This is a genomic window from Serratia bockelmannii (assembly GCF_051803255.1).
GTDB classification, from domain to species: domain Bacteria; phylum Pseudomonadota; class Gammaproteobacteria; order Enterobacterales; family Enterobacteriaceae; genus Serratia; species Serratia bockelmannii.
Genome location: NZ_CP196512.1, coordinates 4,222,809 through 4,248,459, shown reverse-complemented (window position 1 = coordinate 4,248,459; position 25,651 = coordinate 4,222,809). Strand labels below are relative to the sequence as shown.

General features: G+C 55.2%; 25 protein-coding genes and 1 tRNA gene. 18 read left to right on the top strand and 8 right to left on the bottom strand.

Features of this window, described 5'->3' with window-relative positions; translation table 11 throughout:
- Positions 1–286 precede the first annotated feature (286 nt).
- The 5 genes from sdhE (at position 287) to creD (ending at position 4,511) form a co-directional block, all read left to right on the top strand.
- On the top strand, positions 287–553 hold the full coding sequence (sdhE, locus tag ACSJLU_RS20220) for an FAD assembly factor SdhE (protein WP_004931679.1): 267 nt from the start codon (positions 287–289) through the stop codon (positions 551–553).
- Positions 534–956, top strand: a complete 423-nt coding sequence (locus ACSJLU_RS20215) for a protein YgfX (protein ID WP_025304123.1) — start codon at positions 534–536, stop codon at positions 954–956. The genes sdhE and ACSJLU_RS20215 overlap by 20 nt, the downstream gene beginning before the upstream one ends.
- The gene (gene creB, locus ACSJLU_RS20210; RefSeq protein ID WP_025304122.1) at positions 956–1,651 is read left to right on the top strand and encodes a two-component system response regulator CreB; all 696 of its coding nucleotides are present in this window, start codon (positions 956–958) and stop codon (positions 1,649–1,651) included. Before ACSJLU_RS20215 ends, creB begins: the two co-directional genes overlap by 1 nt.
- Complete coding sequence (gene creC, locus ACSJLU_RS20205; RefSeq protein WP_025304121.1) at positions 1,648–3,066, top strand: two-component system sensor histidine kinase CreC; 1,419 nt, start codon at positions 1,648–1,650, stop codon at positions 3,064–3,066. The genes creB and creC overlap by 4 nt, the downstream gene beginning before the upstream one ends.
- An 80-nt stretch (positions 3,067–3,146) precedes the next feature.
- Positions 3,147–4,511: a cell envelope integrity protein CreD gene (gene creD, locus ACSJLU_RS20200; protein WP_025304120.1), complete on the top strand. Its 1,365-nt coding sequence runs from the start codon at positions 3,147–3,149 to the stop codon at positions 4,509–4,511.
- Positions 4,512–4,548: 37 nt separating this feature from the next.
- Here the strand turns inward: creD and fldB are convergent, their stop codons facing one another.
- Entirely contained in the window at positions 4,549–5,067 is a 519-nt protein-coding gene (gene fldB, locus ACSJLU_RS20195; protein ID WP_025304119.1) for a flavodoxin FldB, read from the bottom strand.
- Positions 5,068–5,152: 85 nt separating this feature from the next.
- On the opposite strand from fldB, the gene xerD reads away from it, so the two are divergent.
- From xerD to ACSJLU_RS20155, 8 genes are all read left to right on the top strand, one after another.
- Positions 5,153–6,073: a site-specific tyrosine recombinase XerD gene (gene xerD, locus ACSJLU_RS20190; RefSeq protein WP_154747450.1), complete on the top strand. Its 921-nt coding sequence runs from the start codon at positions 5,153–5,155 to the stop codon at positions 6,071–6,073.
- A 26-nt stretch (positions 6,074–6,099) separates the two neighbouring features.
- Entirely contained in the window at positions 6,100–6,816 is a 717-nt protein-coding gene (dsbC, locus tag ACSJLU_RS20185; RefSeq protein ID WP_025304118.1) for a bifunctional protein-disulfide isomerase/oxidoreductase DsbC, read from the top strand.
- A gap of 6 nt (positions 6,817–6,822) precedes the next feature.
- The gene (gene recJ, locus ACSJLU_RS20180) at positions 6,823–8,556 is read left to right on the top strand and encodes a single-stranded-DNA-specific exonuclease RecJ (protein ID WP_016929971.1); all 1,734 of its coding nucleotides are present in this window, start codon (positions 6,823–6,825) and stop codon (positions 8,554–8,556) included.
- Between the two features lie 166 nt (positions 8,557–8,722).
- A protein-coding gene (gene prfB / locus ACSJLU_RS20175; protein WP_096242572.1) for a peptide chain release factor 2 occupies positions 8,723–9,821 on the top strand; the annotation gives its coding sequence in 2 pieces (ribosomal slippage) (positions 8,723–8,797 and positions 8,799–9,821; 1,098 coding nt in all).
- Positions 9,822–9,830: 9 nt separating this feature from the next.
- Positions 9,831–11,348 (top strand): lysine--tRNA ligase, encoded by a 1,518-nt coding sequence (lysS, locus tag ACSJLU_RS20170; protein ID WP_004931697.1) that lies wholly within the window; start codon positions 9,831–9,833, stop codon positions 11,346–11,348.
- Between the two features lie 147 nt (positions 11,349–11,495).
- Positions 11,496–11,569: transfer RNA gene (locus ACSJLU_RS20165), tRNA-Gly, on the top strand.
- A 174-nt stretch (positions 11,570–11,743) separates the two neighbouring features.
- A protein-coding gene (locus tag ACSJLU_RS20160; protein ID WP_103682169.1) for an IS3 family transposase occupies positions 11,744–12,864 on the top strand; the annotation gives its coding sequence in 2 pieces (ribosomal slippage) (positions 11,744–12,002 and positions 12,002–12,864; 1,122 coding nt in all).
- A gap of 134 nt (positions 12,865–12,998) precedes the next feature.
- Positions 12,999–13,460 carry a hypothetical protein gene (locus tag ACSJLU_RS20155; protein ID WP_342096821.1) on the top strand — a complete coding sequence of 154 codons (462 nt, stop codon included), beginning with the start codon at positions 12,999–13,001 and terminating at the stop codon, positions 13,458–13,460.
- Positions 13,461–13,483: 23 nt separating this feature from the next.
- Here ACSJLU_RS20155 and ACSJLU_RS20150 read toward each other — a convergent pair whose 3' ends face one another.
- The 6 genes from ACSJLU_RS20150 to ACSJLU_RS20125 all read right to left on the bottom strand — a co-directional run bounded on the left by ACSJLU_RS20150 (position 13,484) and on the right by ACSJLU_RS20125 (position 18,712).
- Positions 13,484–13,981 carry a hypothetical protein gene (locus ACSJLU_RS20150; RefSeq protein WP_342096820.1) on the bottom strand — a complete coding sequence of 166 codons (498 nt, stop codon included), beginning with the start codon at positions 13,979–13,981 and terminating at the stop codon, positions 13,484–13,486.
- Positions 13,982–13,998: 17 nt separating this feature from the next.
- On the bottom strand, positions 13,999–14,544 hold the full coding sequence (locus ACSJLU_RS20145) for a hypothetical protein (RefSeq protein ID WP_342096819.1): 546 nt from the start codon (positions 14,542–14,544) through the stop codon (positions 13,999–14,001).
- 51 nt (positions 14,545–14,595) lie between these two features.
- On the bottom strand, positions 14,596–15,135 hold the full coding sequence (locus ACSJLU_RS20140; protein WP_342096818.1) for a DUF4760 domain-containing protein: 540 nt from the start codon (positions 15,133–15,135) through the stop codon (positions 14,596–14,598).
- 377 nt (positions 15,136–15,512) lie between these two features.
- On the bottom strand, positions 15,513–15,752 hold the full coding sequence (locus ACSJLU_RS20135; protein WP_115116517.1) for a helix-turn-helix transcriptional regulator: 240 nt from the start codon (positions 15,750–15,752) through the stop codon (positions 15,513–15,515).
- A 611-nt stretch (positions 15,753–16,363) separates the two neighbouring features.
- A complete protein-coding gene (locus ACSJLU_RS20130) occupies positions 16,364–17,674 on the bottom strand; it encodes an MFS transporter (protein WP_197769869.1) in 1,311 nt (436 codons plus the stop codon).
- Between the two features lie 87 nt (positions 17,675–17,761).
- Complete coding sequence (locus ACSJLU_RS20125) at positions 17,762–18,712, bottom strand: 2-hydroxyacid dehydrogenase (RefSeq protein ID WP_342096817.1); 951 nt, start codon at positions 18,710–18,712, stop codon at positions 17,762–17,764.
- A gap of 582 nt (positions 18,713–19,294) precedes the next feature.
- On the opposite strand from ACSJLU_RS20125, the gene tnpA reads away from it, so the two are divergent.
- The 5 genes from tnpA to ACSJLU_RS20100 all read left to right on the top strand — a co-directional run bounded on the left by tnpA (position 19,295) and on the right by ACSJLU_RS20100 (position 24,472).
- On the top strand, positions 19,295–19,753 hold the full coding sequence (tnpA, locus tag ACSJLU_RS20120; protein WP_141997679.1) for an IS200/IS605-like element IS1541B family transposase: 459 nt from the start codon (positions 19,295–19,297) through the stop codon (positions 19,751–19,753).
- 241 nt (positions 19,754–19,994) lie between these two features.
- Positions 19,995–20,465, top strand: a complete 471-nt coding sequence (locus ACSJLU_RS20115) for a YhcH/YjgK/YiaL family protein (RefSeq protein ID WP_380827935.1) — start codon at positions 19,995–19,997, stop codon at positions 20,463–20,465.
- A gap of 376 nt (positions 20,466–20,841) precedes the next feature.
- A complete protein-coding gene (locus ACSJLU_RS20110) occupies positions 20,842–21,429 on the top strand; it encodes a sugar dehydrogenase complex small subunit (RefSeq protein ID WP_043142578.1) in 588 nt (195 codons plus the stop codon).
- Complete coding sequence (locus tag ACSJLU_RS20105; RefSeq protein ID WP_049208193.1) at positions 21,426–23,078, top strand: GMC family oxidoreductase; 1,653 nt, start codon at positions 21,426–21,428, stop codon at positions 23,076–23,078. The genes ACSJLU_RS20110 and ACSJLU_RS20105 overlap by 4 nt, the downstream gene beginning before the upstream one ends.
- Positions 23,075–24,472 (top strand): c-type cytochrome, encoded by a 1,398-nt coding sequence (locus ACSJLU_RS20100; protein WP_141998899.1) that lies wholly within the window; start codon positions 23,075–23,077, stop codon positions 24,470–24,472. The genes ACSJLU_RS20105 and ACSJLU_RS20100 overlap by 4 nt, the downstream gene beginning before the upstream one ends.
- Positions 24,473–24,592: 120 nt before the next feature.
- Here ACSJLU_RS20100 and ACSJLU_RS20095 read toward each other — a convergent pair whose 3' ends face one another.
- Positions 24,593–25,585: a LacI family DNA-binding transcriptional regulator gene (locus ACSJLU_RS20095; RefSeq protein ID WP_025304110.1), complete on the bottom strand. Its 993-nt coding sequence runs from the start codon at positions 25,583–25,585 to the stop codon at positions 24,593–24,595.
- Positions 25,586–25,651: the final 66 nt, after the last annotated feature.

Genomic DNA, 25,651 nt, shown 5'->3' with positions numbered 1-25,651 from the left:
GGGTATTGAACCCATGGTAAAAGAGGCGGCGGGCTTTGCAAACTGTTATTCGCGCCGTGGGACCGGGGGGCGCTTTTTTTGGCATTTTGCGCTTTATTACGTTTTCCGCAGCAAAGCGCCTTCCCGGCGTGTATGTCAAATTGTTACTCTATAGGCTTGCGGCCAGGGCACCCTTGCAGACAGATCCCCGGCTGATGGAATTATATTGCGACGGCGTTGCCATACAGTGTGTCATTTGAACCCTGCGCTGGCGCTGCCGCGCTGAAAAGAGGTGAGTCATAACAACATGGATATTAACAACAAAGCACGTATTCACTGGGCTTGCCGTCGTGGCATGCGCGAGCTGGACATCTCCATCATGCCGTTCTTCGAATACGAATACGACAGCCTGAATGACGCGGACAAGGCGCTGTTTATCCGCCTGCTGGAGTGTGACGATCCCGATCTGTTCAACTGGCTGATGAATCATGGCGCGCCGCAGGACGGCGAGCTGCAGAGAATGGTGACCCTGATCCAAACGCGAAATAAAGACCGTGGCCCAGTGGCGATGTGATATCCGCATTTCCTGGCGCACCCAGCTTTTTTCCCTGTTGACTCATGGCGTTCTGATCTTGCTGATCCTGATTTCGCCCTGGCCGGAAGGTTATGGCCCGCTTTGGCTGGTGCTGCTGACGCTGGTGGTGTTTCAGTGCATTCGTAGCCAGAAGCGCATCGCCGCAGTGCAGGGCGAGCTGCGGCTGCTGGCGGACCGGCGTTTCAGCTGGCACGGCCGAGAATGGCGGCTGGCGAAAAAGCCCTGGATGCCGGGCTACGGCCTGCTGCTGACGCTGCAGCCGATGGAAGGCAAAAAGCGCCGCCGGCTGTGGCTGGCTTCCGACTGCATGAGCAAAGAGGAGTGGCGCCACCTGCGGCAGCTGTTGCTGTATCCGCCGGCGGGTAACGGCGAGGAACCCTGATGAAACCCGTGCTCTGGTTGGTGGAGGATGAACCCAGCATTGCCGATACGCTGGTTTACACGCTGGAGAGCGAAGGCTTCGAAGTACGCTGGTTCGAACGTGCGGAACCGGCGTTGCAGGCGCTGGCGCAAGGCGCGCCAGCGCTCGCTATCCTCGATGTCGGTTTGCCGGATATCAACGGTTTTGAATTGTGTCGCCGCCTGCTGGCTCAGGCGGCTGACCTGCCGATTCTGTTTCTTACCGCCCGCAGTGATGAAGTGGATCGCCTGATCGGGCTGGAGATCGGCGCCGACGACTATGTCGCCAAGCCGTTCTCCCCTCGCGAGGTCAGCGCCCGGGTGCGCACCATTTTGCGCCGCCTGCATAAGCAGCAGCGCCTGCAACAGAGCGCGCGCTACCATTTCGGCGCTTTCACGCTTGACGAAGACGCGGCCACCATCTCCTACCATCAGCGGCCGCTGCCGCTGACCCGTTACGAATACCTGCTGCTGAAGACGCTGTTGTTGGCGCCTGGACGGGTGTTCTCGCGGCAGCAACTGATGGAAAGCGTTTGGGCGCAGGCGGAAGAAAGCCTGGATCGCACCGTCGATACCCACATCAAAACCCTGCGCGCCAAGCTGCGTGCGGTTGAGCCCGGTGAGCCGCCCATCCACACCCACCGCGGATTGGGCTACAGCGTGAGCCGCCAGCCATGAAAATTGGCCTGCGCCTGCTGCTGGGATATTTTCTGATCGTGGCGGTGGCCGGGTACTTCGTGCTGAGCATTTTCGTCCAGGAAGTGAAGCCCGGCGTGCGGCGCGCTACCGAAGGCACGCTGGTGGACACCGCCAACCTGTTGGCGCAAATCGCCCGTCAGGACATGCAGCGCGGCGATGCGGCGCATGGCCAACTGGCGCAGGCGTTCACGCAGCTGAACCGGCGGCCGATCGGCGCCAATATCTCCGGCATCCGCAAGGATCGCAGTGAATACCACGTCTATCTTACCGATGCCCAGGGCCGGGTCATTTTCGATTCTGCCGGCCGCGCGCAGGGGCAAGACTACTCGCGCTGGAATGACGTTTATCGGACGCTGCGCGGCCAGTACGGCGCCCGCAGCACCCGTAGCGATCCAGAAGATGAAAACAGTTCGGTGATGTATGTGGCCGCGCCGGTGATAGAACAAGGGCGTATTATCGGCGTGCTCACCGTGGGCAAACCCAACAGCACCATGGCGCCGGTGATCAAACGCAGCGAACGGCGCATTCTATGGGCCGGCGCGTTGCTGCTGGGGATTGCGTTGCTGATCGGCGCGGTATTCGTCTGGTGGATCAACCGTTCGATAGGCCGGCTGGTGCGTTATGCCGACGGGGTGGCGCAAGGGGAAAGCGCGCCGCTGCCCAAAGTGGGCGGGCGGGAATTGACGCAGCTGGCGCAGGCGTTGGAGAGCATGCGACTGAAGCTGGAAGGTAAAGCTTATATCGAACAGTATGCACATACCCTGACGCATGAGCTGAAAAGCCCGCTGGCGGCGATCAGGGGCGCGGCGGAGCTGTTGCAGGAGCTGCCACCGCCGGATACCGCCCGGCGTTTTCTCACCAACATCGAGCAGCAAAGCGCACGCATCCAGCAGCTGGTGGACAAACTGCTGGTGCAGGCGCGGCTGGAGAGCCGGCCAGACATGGAGACCGCGCCCATCGCGATCGCGGCGCTGGTCAGCCAGACGATGGCGGGCAAAGAGGCGCAGGCGATGCAGCGCGGCGTCAGATTGCAACTGGAGGCGTTGGCGGAGGTGACGCTGAACGGCGATGCGTTGCTGATCAGCCAGGCGTTGACCAACCTGCTGGACAACGCGATCGACTTTACCCCGTCGGGCGGGTGCGTCAGCGTGCGAGGCGAACGGCGGGAACAGCATTACTGCATCAGCGTCTGTGACGACGGCAGCGGCATTCCTGACTACGCCCTCGATAAAGTGTTCGAACGTTTTTATTCGCTGCCGCGCGCCGAACGGCCGAAAAGCAGCGGGCTGGGCCTGAACTTCGTGCAGGAAGTCGCCCGTCTGCATCATGGCGGCATTCACCTGCGCAACCGCCGGCCGCACGGGGTGGAAGCGACTTTCATGTTATCGCTGTGACTTCACCTTCCCTTCACATAACCACATTCTGATTTCACTTGCGGGTTTTATCGTGGCCTTATTACCTACGAGGAGCGAGCATGATGAAATCGGTACTTTTCTGGAAAATAACCACGCTGCTGGGATTGATGGTGGTGATGTTGATCCCCATCGCCCAGCTGATGAGCGTGATCGACGAACGCAGCGGCTATCGGCAAAGCGTGGTCGGGCAGGTGAGCGAAAGCACCAGCGGGGCGCAGCGCGTGCTCGGTCCGTTGATTGTCATTCCCTATGTCGAACGCGAAGAGAAGAAAGACGAGAAAGGACAAACGGTAGTGCAGCGGGTGCAGCATTACCGCTATTTGCTGCCGGAGTCGCTTCAGGTACAGGGCGCGCCGAATGTGGAGGTGCGCAAGTTGGGCATTTATCAGACGCAGGTTTATCAGGGGCCGCTGAACTTCAAGGTGCGTTTCGGCCAGCCGGAGCTGACGGATTTGCAACGCGCCAACGTGACCGTCGGTCAGCCGTTCCTGCTGGTGGCGCTGAGCGACTCTCGCGGCATCAAGCGCATTTCCCCGCTGGCAATGCCGCAGCCGGTGGCGTTTGAACCGGGCACCGGCGTGGGATCGTTGCGCCAGGGGATCCACGCCCCGCTGACGCTGGCGATGCTGCAACAAAAAGAGGGGCTGAACGCCGACTTCACCCTGACGTTGGCGGGCACCAGCAGCCTGTCGCTGGTGCCGTTGGGGCGCAGCAGCGAGCTGCAGCTGCAAAGCAACTGGCCGCACCCGAATTTCCTCGGCAACTTCCTGCCGGACGAACGCAAGGTGACGGAGCAAGGGTTTAGCGCTCGCTGGCGCAGCACCTGGTTTGCCAACAACATCAACAGTGCGTTCTATTACGACGATGCCATTATCGACGAGGACAAGCTGCCGGCCTTCAGCGCCAGCCTGGTCGAACCGGTCGATCACTATCAGCTGACCGAGCGCGCGGTCAAATACGCGCTGCTGTTTATCGGGCTGACGTTTATGGCGTTTTTCCTGTTCGAAACCCTGACCGGGCTGCGGGTGCACCCGATTCAGTACCTGCTGGTCGGCGCGGCGCTGGTGTTGTTCTACCTGATTTTGCTGGCCTTCTCCGAACACCTGGGATTCGCTCTCGCTTATCTGGCGGCCAGCATCGCCTGCAGCGGGCTGATCGGTTTCTATCTGAGCGCCGTACTGCGCGGCAAGCTGCGCGGTGCGCTGTTCGCCGCGAGCCTATTGTTGTTGTACGGCGTGCTCTATTTGCTGTTGCAGTCGGAGGACAATGCGTTGGTGCTGGGAGCCGGGCTGCTGTTCGCCATTCTGGCGGGCATTATGCTGTTGACGCGCAAACTGGACTGGTATCAGGTGGCCGATCCGGCGCGTTTGACCAAGGAAACACCGGTCGGGGAAGATGAGCCACGCTTCCGGCTGTGGAAATAAGCGAGGGGAATCGGGCGCGCTCAGCGCCCGATAGCGGCTACAGCAGCGGCTCCATCTCCAGCAGGATCTGTTCGCACCATTGCTGCAGGCGCTCTTCGCTCAGATCGTATTGGTTGACCTCATCGAGCGCCAGGCCGACGAAGTGTTTGCCGTCGGCGCTCAGCGGTTTGGGGCTGGTGAACTCGAAGCCCTCAGTTGGCCAGAAGCCGATGAACTGCACGCCCAGCGGCGCGATGTGATCGTGCAACATGCCCAGCGCGTCAAGGAACCACTCACCGTAACCGAGCTGATCGCCCATGCCGTACATGGCGACGATCTTGCCTTTCAGATCCAGCTCTGGCAACTGCGGCCAGATCGCTTCCCAGTCTTCCTGCAGTTCGCCGAAATCCCAGGTCGGGATGCCGAGGATCAGAATGGAATAGTCCTCCATCAGCTTGGGCGAGACGTCTTTCAGGTTGTGCAGGTCGACCAGGTCTTCACCCAGAATCTCACGGATTTTTTCTGCCGCCATCTCGGTGTAGCAGGTGCTGGAGCCGTAAAACAGACCAATCTTCATGTGTAAACCGTTACGTTGCTGTTTAGAGAATTGCAGCGAGTATACCTGATTTGCGTCGGCTTAAGGCATAATGGCGCGGGTGGAAATGCAACAAAGAGAGGACCGCGTGCAACAGCAAGACAATGCGCTGATTGAACAATTCCTGGATGCGCTGTGGCTTGAGCGCAATCTGGCGGAAAATACGCTGGCCTCCTACCGGCTGGATTTGCAGGCCCTGGGCGCCTGGCTTGGCCAGCAAAATACCACCTTGCTGCAGGCGCAGGCGTTGGATTTGCAGGCGTTTCTCGCCGAGCGGGTGGACGGCGGCTACAAGGCCACCAGCTCCGCGCGTTTGTTGAGCGCCATGAGGCGCCTGTTTCAATATCTGTACCGCGAGAAGCTGCGCGCCGACGATCCCACCGCGCAACTGGCGTCTCCCAAGTTGCCGCAGCGTTTGCCGAAGGATCTGAGCGAGGCGCAGGTCGATGCGCTGTTGCAGGCGCCCTGCGTCGATCAACCGCTGGAGCTGCGCGACAAGGCGATGCTCGAAGTGTTGTACGCCACCGGGCTGCGGGTTTCCGAGCTGGTGGGGTTGAGCATCAGCGACGTCAGCCTGCGCCAGGGCGTGGTGCGGGTGATCGGCAAGGGCAACAAGGAGCGGCTGGTGCCGCTGGGCGAAGAGGCGGTCTACTGGATCGAAAATTACCTGGAGCACGGCCGCCCATGGCTGGTCAATGGCCAGACGCTGGATGTGCTGTTCCCCAGCACCCGCTGCCAGCAAATGACCCGACAGACGTTCTGGCATCGCATCAAACACTATGCCATCCTTGCGGGCATCGACAGCGAGCGTCTGTCGCCGCACGTGTTGCGGCACGCGTTCGCCACCCATTTGCTGAACCATGGGGCCGATCTCCGTGTCGTACAGATGTTGTTAGGGCACAGCGATCTCTCGACCACGCAAATTTATACACATGTAGCGACCGAACGACTGAAACAGCTACATCAACAGCATCACCCGCGCGCCTGAGCGGCGGGTTCGAAAGGATTGGAACAATGAAAAAAGGTTTAATGCTGCTCTCTCTGCTGGTGGCTTCGGTGGCCGGCGCCGCCCATGCCGATGACGCGGCGATCAAAAAAGCGCTCGCCAGCCTGGGTATCCAGCAGGCGGACGTGCAGCCTTCACCGGTCAACGGCCTGAAAACCGTGCTGACCGACAGCGGCGTGCTATACGCCTCCGAAGACGGCAAGCACATCCTGCAGGGCCCGCTGTTTGACGTCAGCGGCAAAGAGCCGGTCAACGTGACCAACCAACTGCTGGGCACCAAGATGGACGCGCTGAAAGATCAGATGATCGTTTACAAAGCGCCGAAAGAGAAACACGTGATCACCGTGTTCACCGATATCACCTGCGGTTACTGCCACAAACTGCATCAGCAGATGAAAGAGTACAACGATCTGGGCATTACCGTGCGTTACCTGGCATTCCCGCGCCAGGGGTTGGCTTCCCAGGCTGAAAAAGACATGCAGTCGATCTGGTGCACCGCCGACAAGGCCAAGGCGTTCGACGCCGCCATGAAGGGCGATGCCGTTTCTCCGGCGACCTGCAAAACCGACATCAGCAAGCATTACGAGCTGGGCGTGCAGTTCGGCATTCAGGGCACGCCGGCCATCATCCTGGAAAACGGCATGATGATCCCGGGCTATCAGGGGCCGAAAGAGATGGCCGCCATGCTGGATGCGCACCAGGCCGCCACCAAAGCCGGTGGTTAATCGCCGGTGAGTATCAAAACGCAACTACGCCGCCGCCCGGCGGCGGACGACACGCATCTGCCCGCCAGTTTGCCGCCGCTGCTGCGTCGGCTTTACGCCCTGCGCGGCGTGCAGGCTGAGCAAGAGCTGGAACGCGGCGTCAAGGGCATGCTGCCCTGGCAACAGCTGGACGGCATCGACGACGCCGTCGGCCTGCTGCAACAGGCGCTGGCCGACGGCCGCCGCATCATGGTGGTGGGCGATTTCGACGCCGACGGCGCCACCAGCACCGCGCTGACGGTGCTGGCGCTGCGCAGCATGGGCGGCGCAGCCGTCGATTATCTGGTGCCTAACCGTTTCGAAGACGGTTATGGCCTGAGCCCCGAAGTGGTGGAGCAGGCGGCGGCGCGCGGCGCAGAACTCATTGTCACCGTCGATAACGGCATCTCCTCCCACGCCGGCGTCGACGTGGCGCACGCCAAGGGCATGCAGGTGCTGGTGACCGATCACCACCTGCCGGGCGAGACCCTGCCGGCGGCCGAAGCGATCGTTAACCCCAACCTGCGCGGCTGCGCCTTCCCGTCCAAATCGCTGGCGGGGGTTGGTGTCGCGTTCTACCTGATGCTGGCGCTGCGCGCCCGCCTGCGGGACAGCGGCTGGTTCGAGCAGCGCGCGCTGGCGATGCCCAATCTGGCGGAGCTGCTGGACCTGGTGGCGCTCGGCACCGTGGCCGACGTGGTGCCGCTGGATGCCAACAACCGTATTCTGGTGTATCAGGGGTTAAACCGCATCCGCGCCGGCAAATGCCGACCGGGCATCCGCGCGCTGCTTGAAGTGGCTAATCGCGATGCCCGCCAACTGGCGGCCAACGATCTCGGTTTCGCTCTCGGTCCGCGCCTCAATGCCGCCGGCCGGCTGGACGACATGTCTATCGGCGTGGCGCTGCTGCTGAGCGACGACATTGCGCAGGCGCGTATGCTGGCCAACGATCTCGATGCGCTGAACCAGACGCGACGCGAGATAGAGCAAGGCATGCAGGTGGAAGCCCTGCAGCTGTGCGATCAGCTGGAGCGCACCAGCACCGAGCTGCCTTACGGGCTGGCGATGTATCACCCGGAATGGCACCAGGGCGTGGTGGGCATCCTCGCTTCGCGCATCAAAGAGCGTTTCCACCGCCCGGTGATCGCGTTCGCACCGGCGGGCGACGGCATACTGAAAGGCTCCGGCCGTTCGGTGCCCGGCCTGCACATGCGCGATGCGCTGGAGCGGCTGGATATGCTGAACCCCGGGCTGATGATGAAGTTCGGCGGCCACGCGATGGCGGCCGGATTGTCGCTGGAAGAGGCCAAATTCGACGAGTTCCGCCAGCGTTTCGGCGAGTTGGTGGGTGAATGGCTCGATCCGGCGATGTTGGAAGGGGTGATCTGGTCCGACGGCGAACTGGCGATGCAGGAGCTGTCGCTGACAACGGCGGAGCTGCTGCGCGAGGGCGGCCCGTGGGGCCAGGCGTTCCCGGAACCGACCTTCGACGGCAAGTTCCGCATCCTGCAGCAGCGGCTGGTGGGCGAGAAACACCTGAAGCTGATGGTGGAGCCGCTCGGCGGCGGCCCGTTGCTCGACGGCATCGCGTTCAACGTGGACACCACGCTGTGGCCTGACAGCAGCGTGCGCGAGGTGGAACTGGCCTACAAGCTCGACGTCAACGAGTTTCGCGGCAACCGCAACGTGCAGCTGCTGATCCAGCATCTTTGGCCGCGCTGAGGCGAAATTGAACACAATTCGGGGATTGGGCTCTCCAATCCCCTGCATCCTTCCCGATCGCCACAAAAACTGACCAACTCGCTATAAACTGCCGCCCGGATCCGTTAGAATTAGCGGTTCCAATGGCATTCCGCCATCGACGACATCAACGTAAAAGAACGAAACCATGTTTGAAATTAACCCGGTAAAAAACCGAATTCAGGACCTGTCCGAGCGGACTGCGGTTCTTAGGGGGTATCTTTGACTATGATGCCAAGAAGGAACGCCTAGAAGAAGTCAACGCCGAGCTGGAGCAGCCGGACGTTTGGAACGAGCCGGAGCGCGCACAGGCGCTTGGCAAAGAGCGCGCCGCGCTGGAAGCCATCGTTGAAACCATCGATCAGCTGGAGCAGGGCGGCGAAGACGTCGGCGGGCTGCTGGAACTGGCGGTGGAAGCCGACGATGAAGAGACCTTCAACGAAGCGGTCGCCGAGCTGGATCAACTGATGAGCAAGCTGGATCAGTTGGAATTCCGCCGCATGTTCTCCGGCGAATACGACAGCGCCGACTGCTACCTGGATATCCAGGCCGGTTCCGGCGGCACCGAAGCGCAAGACTGGGCCAGCATGCTGCTGCGCATGTACCTGCGCTGGGCCGAAGCCAAGGGCTTCAAGACCGAAGTGATCGAAGAATCCGACGGTGACGTCGCGGGCCTGAAATCGGCCACCATCAAGATCATCGGCGACTACGCGTTCGGCTGGTTGCGCACTGAAACCGGCGTGCATCGCCTGGTGCGCAAGAGCCCGTTCGACTCCGGCGGCCGTCGCCACACCTCGTTCAGCTCGGTGTTCATCTACCCGGAAGTGGACGACGATATCGATATCGAAATCAACCCGGCGGATCTGCGTATCGACGTGTACCGCGCCTCCGGTGCGGGCGGTCAGCACGTCAACAAAACCGAATCCGCCGTACGTATTACTCACCTGCCAACCAACATCGTGGTGCAGTGCCAGAACGATCGTTCTCAGCATAAGAACAAGGATCAAGCGTTTAAACAGCTGCGAGCCAAGCTGTACGAGTTTGAGATGCAAAAGAAAAATGCTGATAAGCAGACGATGGAAGACAACAAGTCCGACATCGGCTGGGGCAGCCAAATCCGTTCTTACGTGCTGGATGACTCCCGCATCAAGGATTTGCGCACCAACGTCGAAACGCGTAACACGCAGGCCGTACTGGATGGCGACCTGGATAAATTCATTGAGGCAAGTTTGAAAGCCGGGTTATGAGGAATAGAAATGTCTGAACAACAAGTACAGGGCGCCGATCAGGCGCTGGATCTCAATAACGAACTGCAGTCCCGCCGCGAGAAACTGGCCGGCCTGCGTGAGAACGGCATTGCGTTCCCGAATGACTTCCGTCGCGATTCCACCTCCGACAAACTGCACGCCGCGTACGGCGATAAAGACAACGAAGAGCTGGAAGCGCTGGGCGTAGAAGTGACCGTCGCCGGCCGCATGATGACCCGCCGCATTATGGGCAAGGCATCCTTCGTCACGCTGCAGGACGTGGGCGGCCGCATTCAGCTGTACGTCGCGCGCGACGATCTGGCTGAAGGCGTGTACAACGAGCAGTTCAAGAAGTGGGACCTGGGCGATATCCTCGGCGCGCGCGGCAAGCTGTTCAAAACCAAGACCGGCGAACTGTCGATCCACTGCACCGAGCTGCGTCTGCTGACCAAAGCGCTGCGCCCGCTGCCGGACAAATTCCACGGCCTGGCAGATCAGGAAACCCGTTACCGCCAGCGTTACCTGGATCTGATCGCCAACGAAGAGTCGCGCAACACCTTCAAAGTGCGTTCGCAGGTGATGTCGGCTATCCGTAACTTCATGGTGGAACGCGGCTTCATGGAAGTCGAAACCCCAATGATGCAGGTGATCCCGGGCGGCGCGTCCGCGCGTCCGTTCATCACGCACCACAATGCGCTGGATATCGACATGTACCTGCGCATCGCGCCGGAACTGTATCTGAAGCGTCTGGTGGTCGGTGGCTTCGAACGCGTGTTCGAAATCAACCGCAACTTCCGTAACGAAGGCGTTTCTCCGCGTCACAACCCAGAGTTCACCATGATGGAACTCTACATGGCTTACGCGGATTACAAAGACCTGATCGAGCTGACCGAGACCCTGTTCCGCACCCTGACCGAGAAAGTGTTGGGCACCTCTCAGGTGCAGTACGGCGACGAAGTGTTCGACTTCGGCAAGCCGTTCGAGAAGCTGACCATGACCGAGGCGATCAAGAAATACCGTCCGGAAACCGATCTGGCTGACCTGGCCGACATGGGCAAAGCGGTAGCCATCGCCGAATCTATCGGCATCAAGGTTGAGAAGAGCTGGGGTCTGGGCCGCGTCGTGACCGAGATCTTCGAAGAAGTGGCAGAAAGCCATCTGATTCAGCCGACCTTCATCACCGAGTACCCGGCTGAAGTGTCGCCGCTGGCGCGCCGCAACGACGTGAACCCGGAAATCACCGACCGCTTCGAGTTCTTCATCGGCGGCCGTGAAATCGGCAACGGCTTCTCCGAGCTGAACGACGCCGAAGACCAGGCGCAGCGCTTTGCCGATCAGGTGAACGCTAAAGATGCCGGCGACGACGAAGCGATGTTCTACGACGAAGACTACGTCACCGCGCTGGAGCACGGCCTGCCGCCGACCGCCGGTCTGGGCATCGGTATCGATCGTATGGTGATGCTGTTCACCAACAGCCACACCATCCGCGACGTAATTCTGTTCCCGGCGATGCGCCCACAGAAATAATTCCGTTTAGCGTGAAACCACCGGTGCAGGCAACTGCGCCGGTTTTTTTTCGCCCGCCGGACCTAACCGCTTAAAACATCGACAGTTACGCGCCATCTCCGCTTGCCCGCCGCCGATAACCGGTTATAATGCCTGTCGCACACCGATGCGGGTGTAGTTCAATGGTAGAACGGCAGCTTCCCAAGCTGCATACGAGGGTTCGATTCCCTTCACCCGCTCCAAACACACTTCTCCTAACGTCCATCAAAGCCTACTAAACCCAGTAACGACAAGTATCCCGGTAAAATCTGGTTATTCCAACGTCTACGCACATCTATCTAAATCTGACCTGCTCCCCGTTGATTAATACACCGCGATGTTAGTAATGTCTTCATAAGCCACATGAGGACATCCCCATGAAGAAGCGTTTTTCCGACGAACAGATCATCAGTATCCTCCGCGAGGCTGAAGCCGGGGTTTCTGCCCGTGAGCTCTGCCGTAAGCACGCCATTTCCGACGCCACCTTTTACACCTGGCGTAAGAAGTATGGCGGTATGGAGGTGCCCGAGGTTAAGCGCCTGAAGTCGCTTGAGGAAGAGAACGCCAGGCTCAAGAAGCTGCTTGCCGAAGCCATGCTGGATAAGGAGGCGCTTCAGGTGGCTCTGGGGCGAAAGTACTGACGACAGGCCAGAAGCGGGAAGCCGTGGTGTTGATGTGTGATGCGACCGGTCTGTCGCAACGTCGTGCCTGCCGGCTTACAGGTTTGTCCCTGTCGACCTGCCGTTATGATGCTCAGCGTCCAGCTGCTGATGCACATTTATCAGGGCGTATTACTGAGCTGGCGCTTGAACGCAGACGTTTTGGTTATCGGCGCATCTGGCAGTTGCTGCGTAGGGAGGGCCTTCACGTCAATCACAAGCGGGTATACCGTATTTACCACCTTAATGGACTGAGCGTAAAACGCAGACGACGCCGTAAAGGGCTGGCGACCGAACGGTTTCCGCTTCTGCGCCCGGATGCACCGAACCTTACATGGTCGATGGATTTCGTTATGGATGCACTGGCCAACGGTCGCAGGATCAAGTGCCTGACCTGTGTGGATGATTTCACGAAGGAGTGTCTGACGATCACCGCTGCTTTCGGTATTTCAGGCGTTCAGGTCACGCGTATTCTGGACAGCATCGCGTTGTTTCGGGGGTATCCGACGACAATAAGAACCGATCAGGGCCCGGAATTTACCTGCCGCGCGCTCGATCAATGGGCCTTTGAGAATAGTGTGGAACTACGGCTTATCCAGCCAGGTAAGCCAACGCAGAACGGATTTATTGAGAGTTTTAACGGACGCTTTCGCGATGAGTGTCTGAATGAACACTGGTTCAGCGATATTCTCCATGCCCGGAAAACGATTAATGACTGGCGGCAGGATTATAACGAGTGCCGTCCCCATTCATCGCTGGATTACCAGACACCAGCTGAATTCGCAACGGACTGGCGAAACAGGAAATATGAAGAAAAACCAACCGACATTACTAACTGAAGGTTGTATCTAATCCTGGGGGCAGGTCACTGGATCTCTGGAGCGATATCGCCAGCGGGTAGAAAAAGAACAGGGGAACACCTTCATTGTTCCACCGTCTCAGTTTATGCTTGGAAAATAGTCAAGGAGGAGCAGTGGCAATATATACAGATAACCCCACGACTGGGGGCAATCAGTCCTTATGTAGTATGCAGCCATCCTTCAGTGAGGTATTCACCGCTTCATTATCATCTGGATGGCATGATAGTGCTTTAGTTTCATACTTTAGAAATTTAAAGTTAGACGACATAGCAGCAAAAAGTAGTTCTGAATTTGTTGATGAAAGTATAGCTGAGCAAGCTTTTATGCACTATGGGGTTGGTCATGTCAACATACCAGAACATGGTATTAAGAAAGATGTTTTTAATGCAATTATAGATGATAGAACATCACAAATTTATAATGAACAAATTCTTTGCGGTGTTGTAGATGGAACTCCGATGTCCTATCTATCTACTACGACTGGATTTATATCATCCCCAGTGACTTTGATTGTAATCATACTAATTGCATTCATTTTATTAAGGGTGAAAAGTACTAACAAAAAAGCATTCTAAAACCAAGCCCCGCAAGGGGCTTGTTAAATAGAGAGTATTTTTCTTTCGAAATCATCCAATGCCACGATAGCTTTGTTATATGAAATGATTGCGGATTTTTTCGTTAAGCCACTTATAGCAATGCTTACATCAGTATAACCTTCTGAGGTATATTTTCTAAGTGTTTTTACCTCGTCATTCAAAAATGAGTTTGAAGGTGACAGCCCTTTACTTAGCTCATTCTTAATTAGTGGGAAATAAATTTCAACGCACATATTGATATTTCTTATTGTATGTCGCCAACTGTTATCTAGGTCATCAATATCTGTTTTTGATACAATTCTTTTTGAAAATAGCAGGTGATATTTCTCTAGCAGGACGCTAGTATCATATACTGACAAGTATAACTCTTCTTTTTTTTGTTTTAATAACTTAATGTTTTCATGATTCTTATTTGAAAAATAGGTAATGACAGATGTTGCTATAGCGCCTGCAATCGCAGCTCCGCCACCAATCAACGCCCCGAGAAGTGTACTGTCCATACTATATCTCTACTTGATTATCTGTATTTTTGAGTGTTGATTACAATATCGATAAAACTCTGTGTTTCATTTAGTAGCTCACTTAGTTTTTTAACGGCTTCATCTTTGTTTATATTTGTATTCACACTTTTACCATCCAATGAATTTATTCTTGTTTCACGAATTTTATTTTTAAGTTCAATGCACTCATTGTTGTATTTTTTGTTCTTTTCTTCAATTGATTTTGAGTGTTTAATTAGATCTTTAAAATAAAGACTGCAAATTATTTTTATTGATGATAGTGCGCTTGGTGTTGTTATTTCATTTATGTGACTTTCAGTTATTACTCTGCTTTCAAAATGCTCTTCATTACTCATTTCTGCTTCTTTAAAAACAAGTAATAAATTCTTTGTTGTTGAGTATTTAAACGCCTCTAAAGATTTAACTAACTCTTCTCTTTTTGTTGCCACCAGTTTTTCATTCTCTAATTTCCTGTTTGATTTTACCGTCCATATCACGGTTCCGCATGCAACGACGATAGAAGCCGATGCAGGAATAACTAATTCCAATAATGTTGCAGCCATTTATTTTTCCTTAAATAATTCAATAGGCGACAAAAAGCCCGCCTGGCGAGCTTACCATATCTTATACCATGCTTCATTTTCTTTCAGTGGGCACTTCTTCCAGCGCTTGGCCAACCACTCATATTCTTTGAAATATGTTGTTTTATTTTCCTTCTCCCTTATTGCTTTAATTAAAGGATCGGAGATGTCGTGATTATTAACAACCGAGTTATAAAAAACTTCCTTTATCATTTTTTCATCGTAGGTTTTGTTTTTTACACTAACTGCCATTCTTTCGTAAAAACCAAGGCAATATATTATCTCCCTTTTCTCTTTTTTTTCATCATCAGTCAAGTCTGCCTGTCCGTTGCTTGGATACATGTATGATCGAAATGCCTTATTTGATTCGTGAATTCGCCTCATTGTTGAAAGGCCTTTTTTATAATCAATGTCGAACCTGCTTTCGCCCAAAAAAACAGAAGTGTGGACTTTCCTTGCAGTTTTAACGTTATAAACAATAGTGATCACGGCAATAATAAGTCCAATTGATACAGCAACAGCGCTTACGATTTGAGCAACAGCAATCGCAAACTGCATATCATCACTTAACAAAGACAACCTCCGTATATGAAAACGGGGCCTGAGGCCCCGTTTTATAATGAATATTAAAAATTAACCTTATACGCCTTCGTATTCGTCAAATTTTTTCATAGTTCACTCCTTAGGTTACCGGGCAAGTCTCCTTACCGGGTTAGGGAATCGGCAGTAAAGCGGATTACCTTAATGGTAATGTTACTCAAATTTGAGCAAACCTCAAGCGGTATCGTGAAACGAGATGAAGTGTAGTGAACCAGAGTGAAACGAGATGAAGCGCCGGCAGAGCACCGGCGCGGTGTGGGTTACTGTACCTTAGTCTGCTGCGCGATGAATGCCGCGTGCGTGGCGATCGCTGCCATGTTCTTGGCGCACTGCAGGATGTAGTAGTCAACTTAGCGTACTGACCTGCATTTGCGCTGGCGGACGTCAGGGGAATAATCCGGCGTGCGTCCGGTGTTCTCGGCCTGTCGCTTATCGAGCCAGGCTTCTACTTCATCCAAGTTCCAGGCCACGGTGCGGTTGGTCAGAGCAAAACGCTGCGGGAACTCGCCCGCCTTTTCCAGTTTTGTGATCTGCGACTCCGACATGGGAACCATCGCCAGGAGTTGGGGTTTTCGAATTGCTGCTTTCATTGTGCTATCTCCTTACTTGCGGTTAATTCCGCAGTGGTATAGACAGCGGCAAGTTACAGTCTTCTGATGAATTGACGGGCCTTATGGTATCGCTTGAGTGAAACGTTGCATGGGCAATGAACCAACATCTCTCTGGGATGAACCAACATTTTTTTCGCGTGTGTTGGTTCAGTCAAACCCAGTCGTGGTAAGGGCTAGATGCCTGTGAACCAACTGAACTGACACAGTTTCTGTATATATACACATTTTGCCAATTCAGATCTTACCCGCTATGGCCATTGAGACAGGGAAGACGTGGGAGCAGAGGCCCAAGCAAAAACTAATGTGTATAGTTTGGTTTTTGTAAAGTCAGTATTTCCCGGTTTTACTGGGTTTTTGATGATGGGTTCTACTCCCTTCACCCGCTCCAAAAACTCCCTAAGCATCACTCCATTGAGCTATAACCGTTTTCAAAAAAGCTGATTCTCAACGATTGCATCACCGTTTGGTGTGGGTTGACGTGTGAGACGATTAAGCCGTTGGCCTGACATCTTACCGCGATAACACAACGCGCCACCCAATCCTGATGCGGGTGTGAGCCACCGTTGCTGCCCACTCCACGCCATTGCCGCTCAACTCCATTTCTGTTTGGCCCCGGAGGGGAGGAGATTGTCCGTTTCTTCGCAGGCGCGATCGCATTCTTTCGGCAGCAGGAAGGTGATACTTCCCGCCAGCAACAGCGATGCCGCCAGCGCGCAAACCGCGACGTTCTGTCCGTACACATAAATCATGACGCCTACCAGATAGGGGCCGCAGAACCCACCGAGGTTGCCCAGCCCGTTGATCACTCCGCGTGCGCTGCCCGCCACTTCTGCCGTCGCAATGCGACCGGGAATTGACCAGAAGGGGCTGGTCGCCGCTTTAAGGAAGAAGCCGCACACCACCAACGAGATATAGGCGGCCACCACGTGCTCATGCAGGATCACCGAGGCTATCAGCGCCGCCGCAAAACAGTACAGGGAGATCCTGACCCACAAACGGCGGTTACCGCTGCGATCGCTGAACATCGAAATCACATAAATCCCCGCCAGAGTGGCAACAAACGGCAGGATCGCCAATATCCCAACATTGGCCATGCTGCCACCGGTCAGATTTTTCAAGATGGTGGGCAGCCACAACGTATACCCATAGTCACCGGTTTGGTAGAAGAAATTCAGCACGACCAGGCGCATCAATCCCTTGTTGCGGAACACCGCTTTTAGCGGCGCTTTGGCCGCCGGCGCCATCCCTTCTCGCGCTTTGCGCTCCCGGGCCAGCTCGGTCAATAAATAGTCGCGTTCCTTCGCCGGCAGCCAACGCGCTTCTTCCGGGCGGTCACTGATCACCAGCCACCAAATGGTCAACACCACGATCGACAATAAGCCTTCGATAATGAACAGCCAGCGCCAGTCGAGGGCGGCAATAATCGCGCCGGAAACCGGGGCGGTCAGCATCCCTCCTAGTGGGGCAAACATCATGACAAAGGCATTGGCCCGGCCCAGTTCTTTTTCCGGGAACCAATTGCTGACCATGGTCAGCACGACGGGCAACATTCCCCCTTCGGAGATCCCGAGAATAAAACGCAGCGCGAGCAACTGATATTCATGGGTGACGAAGCCGGTAGCGATAGACACAATCGCCCAGGCCACGAGCGACCAGGCAATAAAACGTTTTCCGCTACCGTAAACCGCCAGCCGTCCGCCGGGGATCTGCAGAAATAAATAACCAATAAAAAAGATACCGCTGGCCACGCCAGCCATTTGGCTGGTAATGCCTAAATCCTGTTCCATGCCGCCCGGCAGAGCAAAGCTGATATTAACGCGATCCATAAATGAAATAATGCAGGTGATAAGGATCGGCGCGATAACCCGCAGCCAGCGAGTTCCTGGTATTTTATCGGTCATAGTAACGCCTCGATGATATCCGCCACGATAAGCGGATATTTTGTTAGGCTGAATAAAAATGATGGTTCGCTATTCAGGCGATCATTTTTATTGAATTAAGCCAGGAATATCCTGATGGGAAAAATAACCTGCGAGATTATCCAAAACGGATTGGCTCATTCCCTGGCGGGTTTCTACGGTAGCGCTGGCCACATGGGGCTGCAGCAGAACATTCTCGAGCGCCAAGAGCGCCGCCGGTACATGGGGCTCGTTTTCAAACACGTCCAGAGCGGCCCCGGCGATAACATGATTTTGTAACGCCGTTATCAGTGCCGGTTCATCGACCAGGCTGCCGCGGGCGATATTGATAAGCCAGGCACGATCGGGCATGGCGTCAAATACGCTGGCATCAATAATCCCGCGGTTTTCCGCACTGCCAGACGCTGCGATCACCAGGAAATCACTCTGCGCGGCGAGCGTGTGCAGATCGGCGCACCACGGGTAATCCAGGTCGTCTTTGCGCCGGCGGTCAGTATACAGGATGGTCATATCGAAGCCTTTTGCCCGGCGGGCGATGGCTTGGCCAATGTTCCCCATGCCAAAAATGCCGATGCGTTTGCCGCTCACTTTGGTCGCCAGCGGCGGCGGCGTCGTTTCCCAGCGGCCTTCACGCACAAAGCGATCCCCTTGGCACAGGCGGCGGCTGGCGGACAGCAGCAGCCCCATCGCCAGATCGGCTACATCATCGGTCAGCACGCCGGCGGTGATCCCGACGCTGATATGGCGCTCCCGGGTGTAGTTGAGGTCGATAGCGTCGGTTCCCACGCCAAAGACAGCAATCATGCCCACCTGTGGCAGTTGCTCCAGCGTCTCCCGGGTTACCCCCACGTCGCCACGGGTAACTATCGCCTGAACGTCTGCGCCATGGCGAACCAGGAAGGCTGGAATATCTGATTGTTCATAGAGACGGAATACCCGGTAACTGGCGTCCAACGCGGCCTGTAAAGCATCCATCACCGGCGCGATAAGTAAAACGGTAGGTTGAGTGTCAGTATGCATCGTTGCGATCCTGTCTGAAAACAATAGGGGATATCCTGTATCAGACGTTTTTTTACCGCTTATTATTGCGATCTACATCACGCCAAAGAGTGTTAAAAAAGCATGTTACTGTTGGCGTGATCTCGTGTGCAATTTCGTGGTTTCAGTCGGTCATTATCGGGGCAGATAGCCTATTATGCCTGTACGAGGAGAGTGCGAAACCGGTCGATGCTGGTGAAAACGGTGAATTTCCAGTGATTTTCTGCCGTGGATCACAGGATAAGTAACGCCGTTTCGTAACACTTAATTAAGTGATTTTTGTCACGGTTTTAAACGGCTAAAAACCGTGAGATAGGTCATGACTTATTTCAGCATGTCGAATAGCTTTTTAGGTGGAGTTTACTCACAGCGGTGATAGGTTGTAAACATTAGAAACAAAGAGGTTTGCTTTGTTGTTTATTGTATGCAAAAACCCCCAGCTAGGCTGGGGGTTCCGTAAAGCTTTCAGCTTTGAGCCAGTTATAAAGACCCCTTTTGATTTGTTAAAACAGTTTGCGGTCTGGCAACTGCGAACGTTCAACAAGAAATCAAAAGGGGGTCCCTATGAGGGACGAAAAGAGCTTAGCGCACACGCGCTGGAACTGTAAATATCACATAGTATTTGCGCCGAAGTACCGAAGACAGGTGTTCTACGGGGAAAAGCGCAGAGCAATTGGCAGTATCTTAAGAAAGCTTTGTGAATGGAAAAGCGTGAATATTCTGGAGGCGGAATGTTGTGTGGATCACATCCATATGCTTCTGGAAATTCCCCCCAAGATGAGTGTATCGGGGTTTATGGGGTATCTGAAGGGCAAGAGCAGCCTGATGCTTTATGAGCAGTTTGGGGATTTGAAGTTCAAATACCGTAACAGGGAGTTTTGGTGTCGAGGGTATTACGTTGATACGGTGGGTAAAAATACAGCCAAGATACAAGAATACATAAAGCACCAACTGGAAGAGGATAAGATGGGTGAGCAGTTGTCGATCCCCTATCCAGGTAGCCCGTTTACGGGTCGTAAGTAACCGATAGAAGCAAATGTCAGATCGCGATGCGCCTGTTAGGGCGCAGCTGGCAAGAGAGCCTTATAGGCGTATATGAAAAACCTCCGGCTATGCCGGAGGATATTTATTCATAGTGACGCCCGTAGAACGATCTAATAGTGATTCTGCCGTAATTACGCCGAGATTGCGTGTTGCCATAACACTATCCAACCATTGTTTTTGTCGGTGAAATACCGAGCCGATATTGACCAGAGAAAATATTATGATTATTGATGCTTTAACCACTGCCGTAAATAATAGGTTCTATCCGGCGGCCATCCGTAAAATGCTGGCCAGTATTATTGAAAATGAGCCGTACAATTTACCTGTCGGGCACTATCAGGTGCAGGGTAAACAGATGTTCTTTAACGTCGTTGAAGGGGAAACCAAACTATTGGCCGACCAGAAGCCAGAGTTTCATCGCCAGTATCTGGATATCCATCTTGTCCTGGAAGGGAAAGAAGTGATTGGCGCCGGGGTTCTGGGGCTACTTCTGCCCCTGAGTGAGCCGTTTAACGAGGCGCACGATCTTGGGTTTAGCCCGGCGATCCCCGGTGAGACTCTCATCCACCTGCAACCCGGTGAACTGGCTGTTATCTTCCCGGGTGAGTTGCACCGCCCGATGAGTACCTGCACGGCACCGGCAGCTCTGCGTAAAATTGTGGCGAAAATCGACTGCGCCCTGCTGACGTAGCAAGACGTTCAGCGGCGGCTGGTATCGCGACTTCAGGCTGCCCGGCGGAAAGCCTCGCTCATCCGCTGTCTGCAGCGATTCCGAAGAATACGTCTTTCCCGTCAAAGCCATAGCCCCTAATTTTTAAAGATTGAGTTGGGTTGAATAAATTTACGGCAGAGATTACGCCGTATTATTTACAGGGATATTTTCTTCAGGTTCACATTACATCCTTAAAGGCCGTGAGTTTACCTCTGTAGTCGATGTAGCCAATCTCATAACGCCTTGATCTTTTAATGCGGTTCCTCCCCATTGGCACAATTTTTTATTTTGGTTTGCCTGCGTTCTGATAGATATTAAAAAAACTATATAAAAATAAATTATTTCGGAGCTAACAATGTCGTTGCAAATCGTGCTTACCCGCAGGGAGGCGCTGGGAAAAATGGTGGGCGTCATCGTCGCCGCCAGCCTGTTGCCTTATTCAAATATAACCTATGCCGAACGGGCACAAATTGCCGCCTCGCCCGTTGAATACGCGCAATTTTTGCAAATTTCGAGAAAAATTACCGAGTTTGACGATTTGGACGTCACCCTCTCCGCCCGCTTTTTTTCCGCACTGCGCGAACATTTTCCGCAGTTGAACTCGCAACTCAACGCCCTGTTCACCCTGAGCCAGCAAGCTACCGATGCGGAAACCTTGAACCGACATGCGATTGAACAGGGGCAGAGGGAGCTTATTCAGGCCATCGTGACCGCGTGGTATACCGGAACCGTAGATCCTTCAAGCGCCGAGCAGGGTCAGTTGATTACCTATAAAGAGGCACTGATGTATCGCACGGTTCAGGATGCCCTGATCGTGCCGACCTGGTGCAATTTTGGCCCGCTGTGGTGGACCGGCCTGCCGCCGGGCGTTACCCGCCAACCTTCCATTCCCGCAACAGATTTGCCTGCCGTAGCCGATAAAAAATATGAGGACCGCGTGTGAAAAGCCCAATAATTAATGCTTCCGGCGATGCAGAGGCCGATGTCGTCATTGTCGGTTCCGGTATTGTGGGTGGTCTGATGGCGGATGCTTTGGTGAGCCAGGGCTACTCGGTGCTGGTACTTGAGGCAGGCCCGCGGATTGAGCGCGCACAGGCTGTGGAAAACTGGCGCAATATGCCACTGCACAATCGTGCGGGGTCGGATTTTCAGGGGCTTTACCCGCAATCGGAGTACGCCACCGCGCCGCTCTATTTCCCGGAGAACGACTATATCAAACTGACCGGCCCCAATGGCTCTGGCTTTAAACAGGGCTATTTGCGTGTGGTGGGGGGAACCACCTGGCACTGGGCCGCTTCTTGCTGGCGCAACCATCCCAATGATTTTCGCATGAAATCTCTCTATGGCGTGGGGAGAGACTGGCCTATTTCTTACGAAGATATCGAACCGTGGTACGCGAAAGCCGAAGAGGAAATAGGCGTTGCCGGCCCGAATAATCCGGAGTGGCAGTCCCCTGCGGAACGCAGCGGGCCTTACCCGATGGACATGGTGCCCTGGGCCTACGGCGACAGACGCATTGCTGAGATTGTTAATCCTCACGGTTTTAAATCGGTGCCCATTCCGCAAGGCCGCAGCACCCGGCCCTGGAATGGACGGCCCACCTGCTGCGGCAATAACAATTGCCAGCCGATTTGCCCGATCGGGGCGATGTACAACGGTATTCACCACGTTGAACGGGCCGAACACAAGGGGGCGAAGGTGATCCCTGAAGCGGTGGTGTACAAAATTGACACCGACGACAATAACCGCGTCACCGCCGTTCACTGGTATGACACGGCGCACAACTCCCATCGGGCGATCGGTAAAACGTTCGTTCTGGCCTGCAATGGGATTGAGAACCCGCGCTTGCTGCTGCTGGCGGCCAACGAAAAGAACCCGAACGGCATCGCGAACAGCTCGGATCAGGTGGGACGCAACATGATGGATCACTCGGGCCTGCACTGCTCCTTCCTGGCGCGAGAGGCCCTGTGGGTTGGCCGCGGCCCGGCGCAGAGCAGCTGCATGGTGGGGTATCGTGACGGCGTGTTCCGCAGCGACCACTCCGCCAACAAGATCATCATCAACAACATCAACCGGGTGATCCCTTCCGCCCTTGAAGTCCTGAAAACGGGCAAGGTCGGCAAGGCGCTGCAGGATGAAGTGCGCGATCGCGCCAGCCGCTCGGTGGATCTCTCCATCAGCCTGGAACCGCTGCCGGACCCGAACAACCGTCTGACCCTGAGCCCCACTCGCAAAGACAAGCATGGCCTGGCCTGCCCGGACATCCACTACGACGTCGGCGATTACGTGCGCAAAGGGCTGGAAGTGGTCAAAACCCAGCTACGGCAGATTGGCGACTTGTTCGATGCGCAAGAGTTTGTGATTAACGACAAGCTGAATGCCAACAACCACATTATGGGCGGCACGATCATGGGCAGCGACCCCACGAACTCGGTGGTGAACGGTAATTGCCGCGCTCACGATCACGACAACCTTTGGATCCCGGGTGGAGGCGCCATGGTTTCAGCCAGCGTTGTCAACACCACGTTGACGATGGCGGCGCTTGGACTCAAGGCGGCCAATGACGTACTTCGAGCCCTGGAGAGCAAATGAATAAAATCACCCACGCGCTGGCAGCGACGCTGCTGCTGGGAAGCGGTTTTGCGGCGCATGCCCAGGACGGCGATCTGATCGCTAAAGGGCAAGCGCTGGCTATCGCCTCGGACTGCATGGCCTGCCATACGAATACGCAGCAGCAGGGTAAACCTTTTGCCGGGGGGTACGGCATCGCTTCCCCCATGGGCACTATCTACGCCACCAATATTACTCCATCGGTAAAATACGGTATCGGCGGCTATTCCGAAGCGGCGTTTGCCGACGTGCTGCGCGCCGGGATCCGGAAAGATGGGGCGTATCTCTATCCGGCCATGCCCTACACCGCCTACACCCGTCTGAGTGATGACGAGATCCACGCTCTGTATACCTATTTCATGCATGGCGTTGCCCCGGTCGATGAGCCGGCCAAGCACCAAACCGATCTGCCGTTTCCGTTCAACATCCGCCTCTCCATGGCGGTGTGGAACAGGCTTTATTTGGACAATCGGCGCTTCACCCCGGATCTGACGAAAGGTGAGGCGTGGAACGAAGGGGCCGCGCTGGTGCAGGGCCCGGCTCACTGCGGAACCTGTCATACGCCGCGTAATGTGCTGATGGCGGAAGACAATTCGCGCTTCCTGATGGGGGCATCGTTGGGCTCTTGGTACGCGCCGAATATCACCGCAGATCGCCAAGAAGGGATCGGTGGCTGGAGCGAGCAGGAGTTAGTGGCCTACCTGAAAACCGGTCGGGCGGAAGGGCGCGCGCAAGCGGCGGGGCCAATGGCTGAAGCCGTTGAGCACAGCTTCCAATACCTGACCGACCGGCAGCTGCAGGCGATAGCGACTTACCTGAAGACCGTGCCGTCACAGGGCGATGAGCGCCAGGGCAATAGCTTTAGTCAAGCGCATTACAACGTTGAGCACCATCTCCGCGGCATCAATTCGCCCAACGCCAACCACACGCTCAATAGCGGCGAGGCGCTCTACAGCGGCTACTGCGCCAGTTGCCATCAGCCGGACGGCAGCGGCAGTTTGAACCAGGCCTACCCTTCGCTGTTCAACAACTCCACCACGGCCGCGAGCAATCCGTCAAACCTGATTGCCGTCATTTTGCAGGGGGTTGATCGCCGGGTTGACGGTAAGCACGTCCTGATGCCGAGTTTTGGCGACGGTTCCTATGTCGGAGAGCTGACGGATAAGCAGGTTGCCGATATCGCTAACTTCGTGCTGCAGAACTACGGCAACAGCACGCTGAGCGTGAGCGAGGCTGACGTGAGTGAGGTGCGCGCCGGGGGCCCGAAACCGCTGTTGGCGCGCGCACAGCCGATGATTCTGCCTGGCATGGCCGTCGCGGCGGTCGTCATTATTCTGCTGGTCCTATTCTGGCTCCGCCGCCGCAAGGCACGTTAAGGGGGCGTTCGGTCAGGTGGGTGGCGCCATCTGGCCGAATCTCTGGCCGGGATAACGAGAGATGGTCTTCTGGCGAAGCGGGCAGTGATGGCCAATGATAAAGTCACTGGCAGGGGCAAGCTATATTGTCTCCCCCATTGACAGGCGGAAGTGGAGATCGACACGTTCAATGGTCGGCAGCCCTTTAATTTTTTTTATTATGATTTCTGTCGCCACTTTCCCCATCTCATACCGTGGCGTCAGTACGCTGGCTAACCGAGGAGTAATGATCTGCCCGATCTCAAGACCGTGAAATCCGGCAATGGCCATTTGCGCTGGCACGCTGATACCGTTTGCCAGACATTCCTGTAACACGCCCACGGCCAGATCGTCGTTGGTACAGAGAATCCCATCCATATCCGGATACATCTGGCTCGCAAGCGTCATCATGCCTGTTCCAATCGAAATGGAAGAGATCTTATTGGGGGAGATACGACCGGTAGGTAAATCATGGTTAGCCATTGCCTGACAGTATCCCGTATAACGCTGTTCATCGCGGATATCAGACATTGAACCAAAATAGATAATGCGTTTTTTACCGCTGGCCAGCAGCATGGTGGTCATATCGTAGCCGGCTTTCACATTATCAAAACCCACGTTAATTCGATCTGTATTGCCTGACAGCCCCATGATTTCAGCAACGGGTATTTTTGCCGTCTTCAGGAATTTTTCCGCCCGCAGACTATGGACCGACTCGGTCAGCAGCAGCCCTTTTATCTTAAAAGCCAGGATCGCGGCAATTTGCTCCTCTTCGCGTTTGCTGTTGTAGTCATAATTGACGACCAGCGTCTGATAACCCTGTATAGACGTCACGGATTCAATGCCGGCGAGGACATCAGCAAATATCAGATTGTTAAAAGAAGGAACCAGAACGCCGATGAGGGGAGGGCTATTGGAATAGAGGGCGGGATTGTCGGGATCGGCCTGATAGCCGACTTCCTCGATAACGGCGGCAATGCGCGCAGCTGTTTCCGGTTTAACCCTGTCCGGCGTGCGCAGATAGCGACTGACCGTCATTTTGGTTACACCCGCCAGTACAGCAATGTCATTTAACGTAATTCGCTGCGACTTCACCATTCATACTCATCTGACCCAGACCGTGTTTGTCATTATGCCCACTGCTGAGTCAAAAGAGAATGC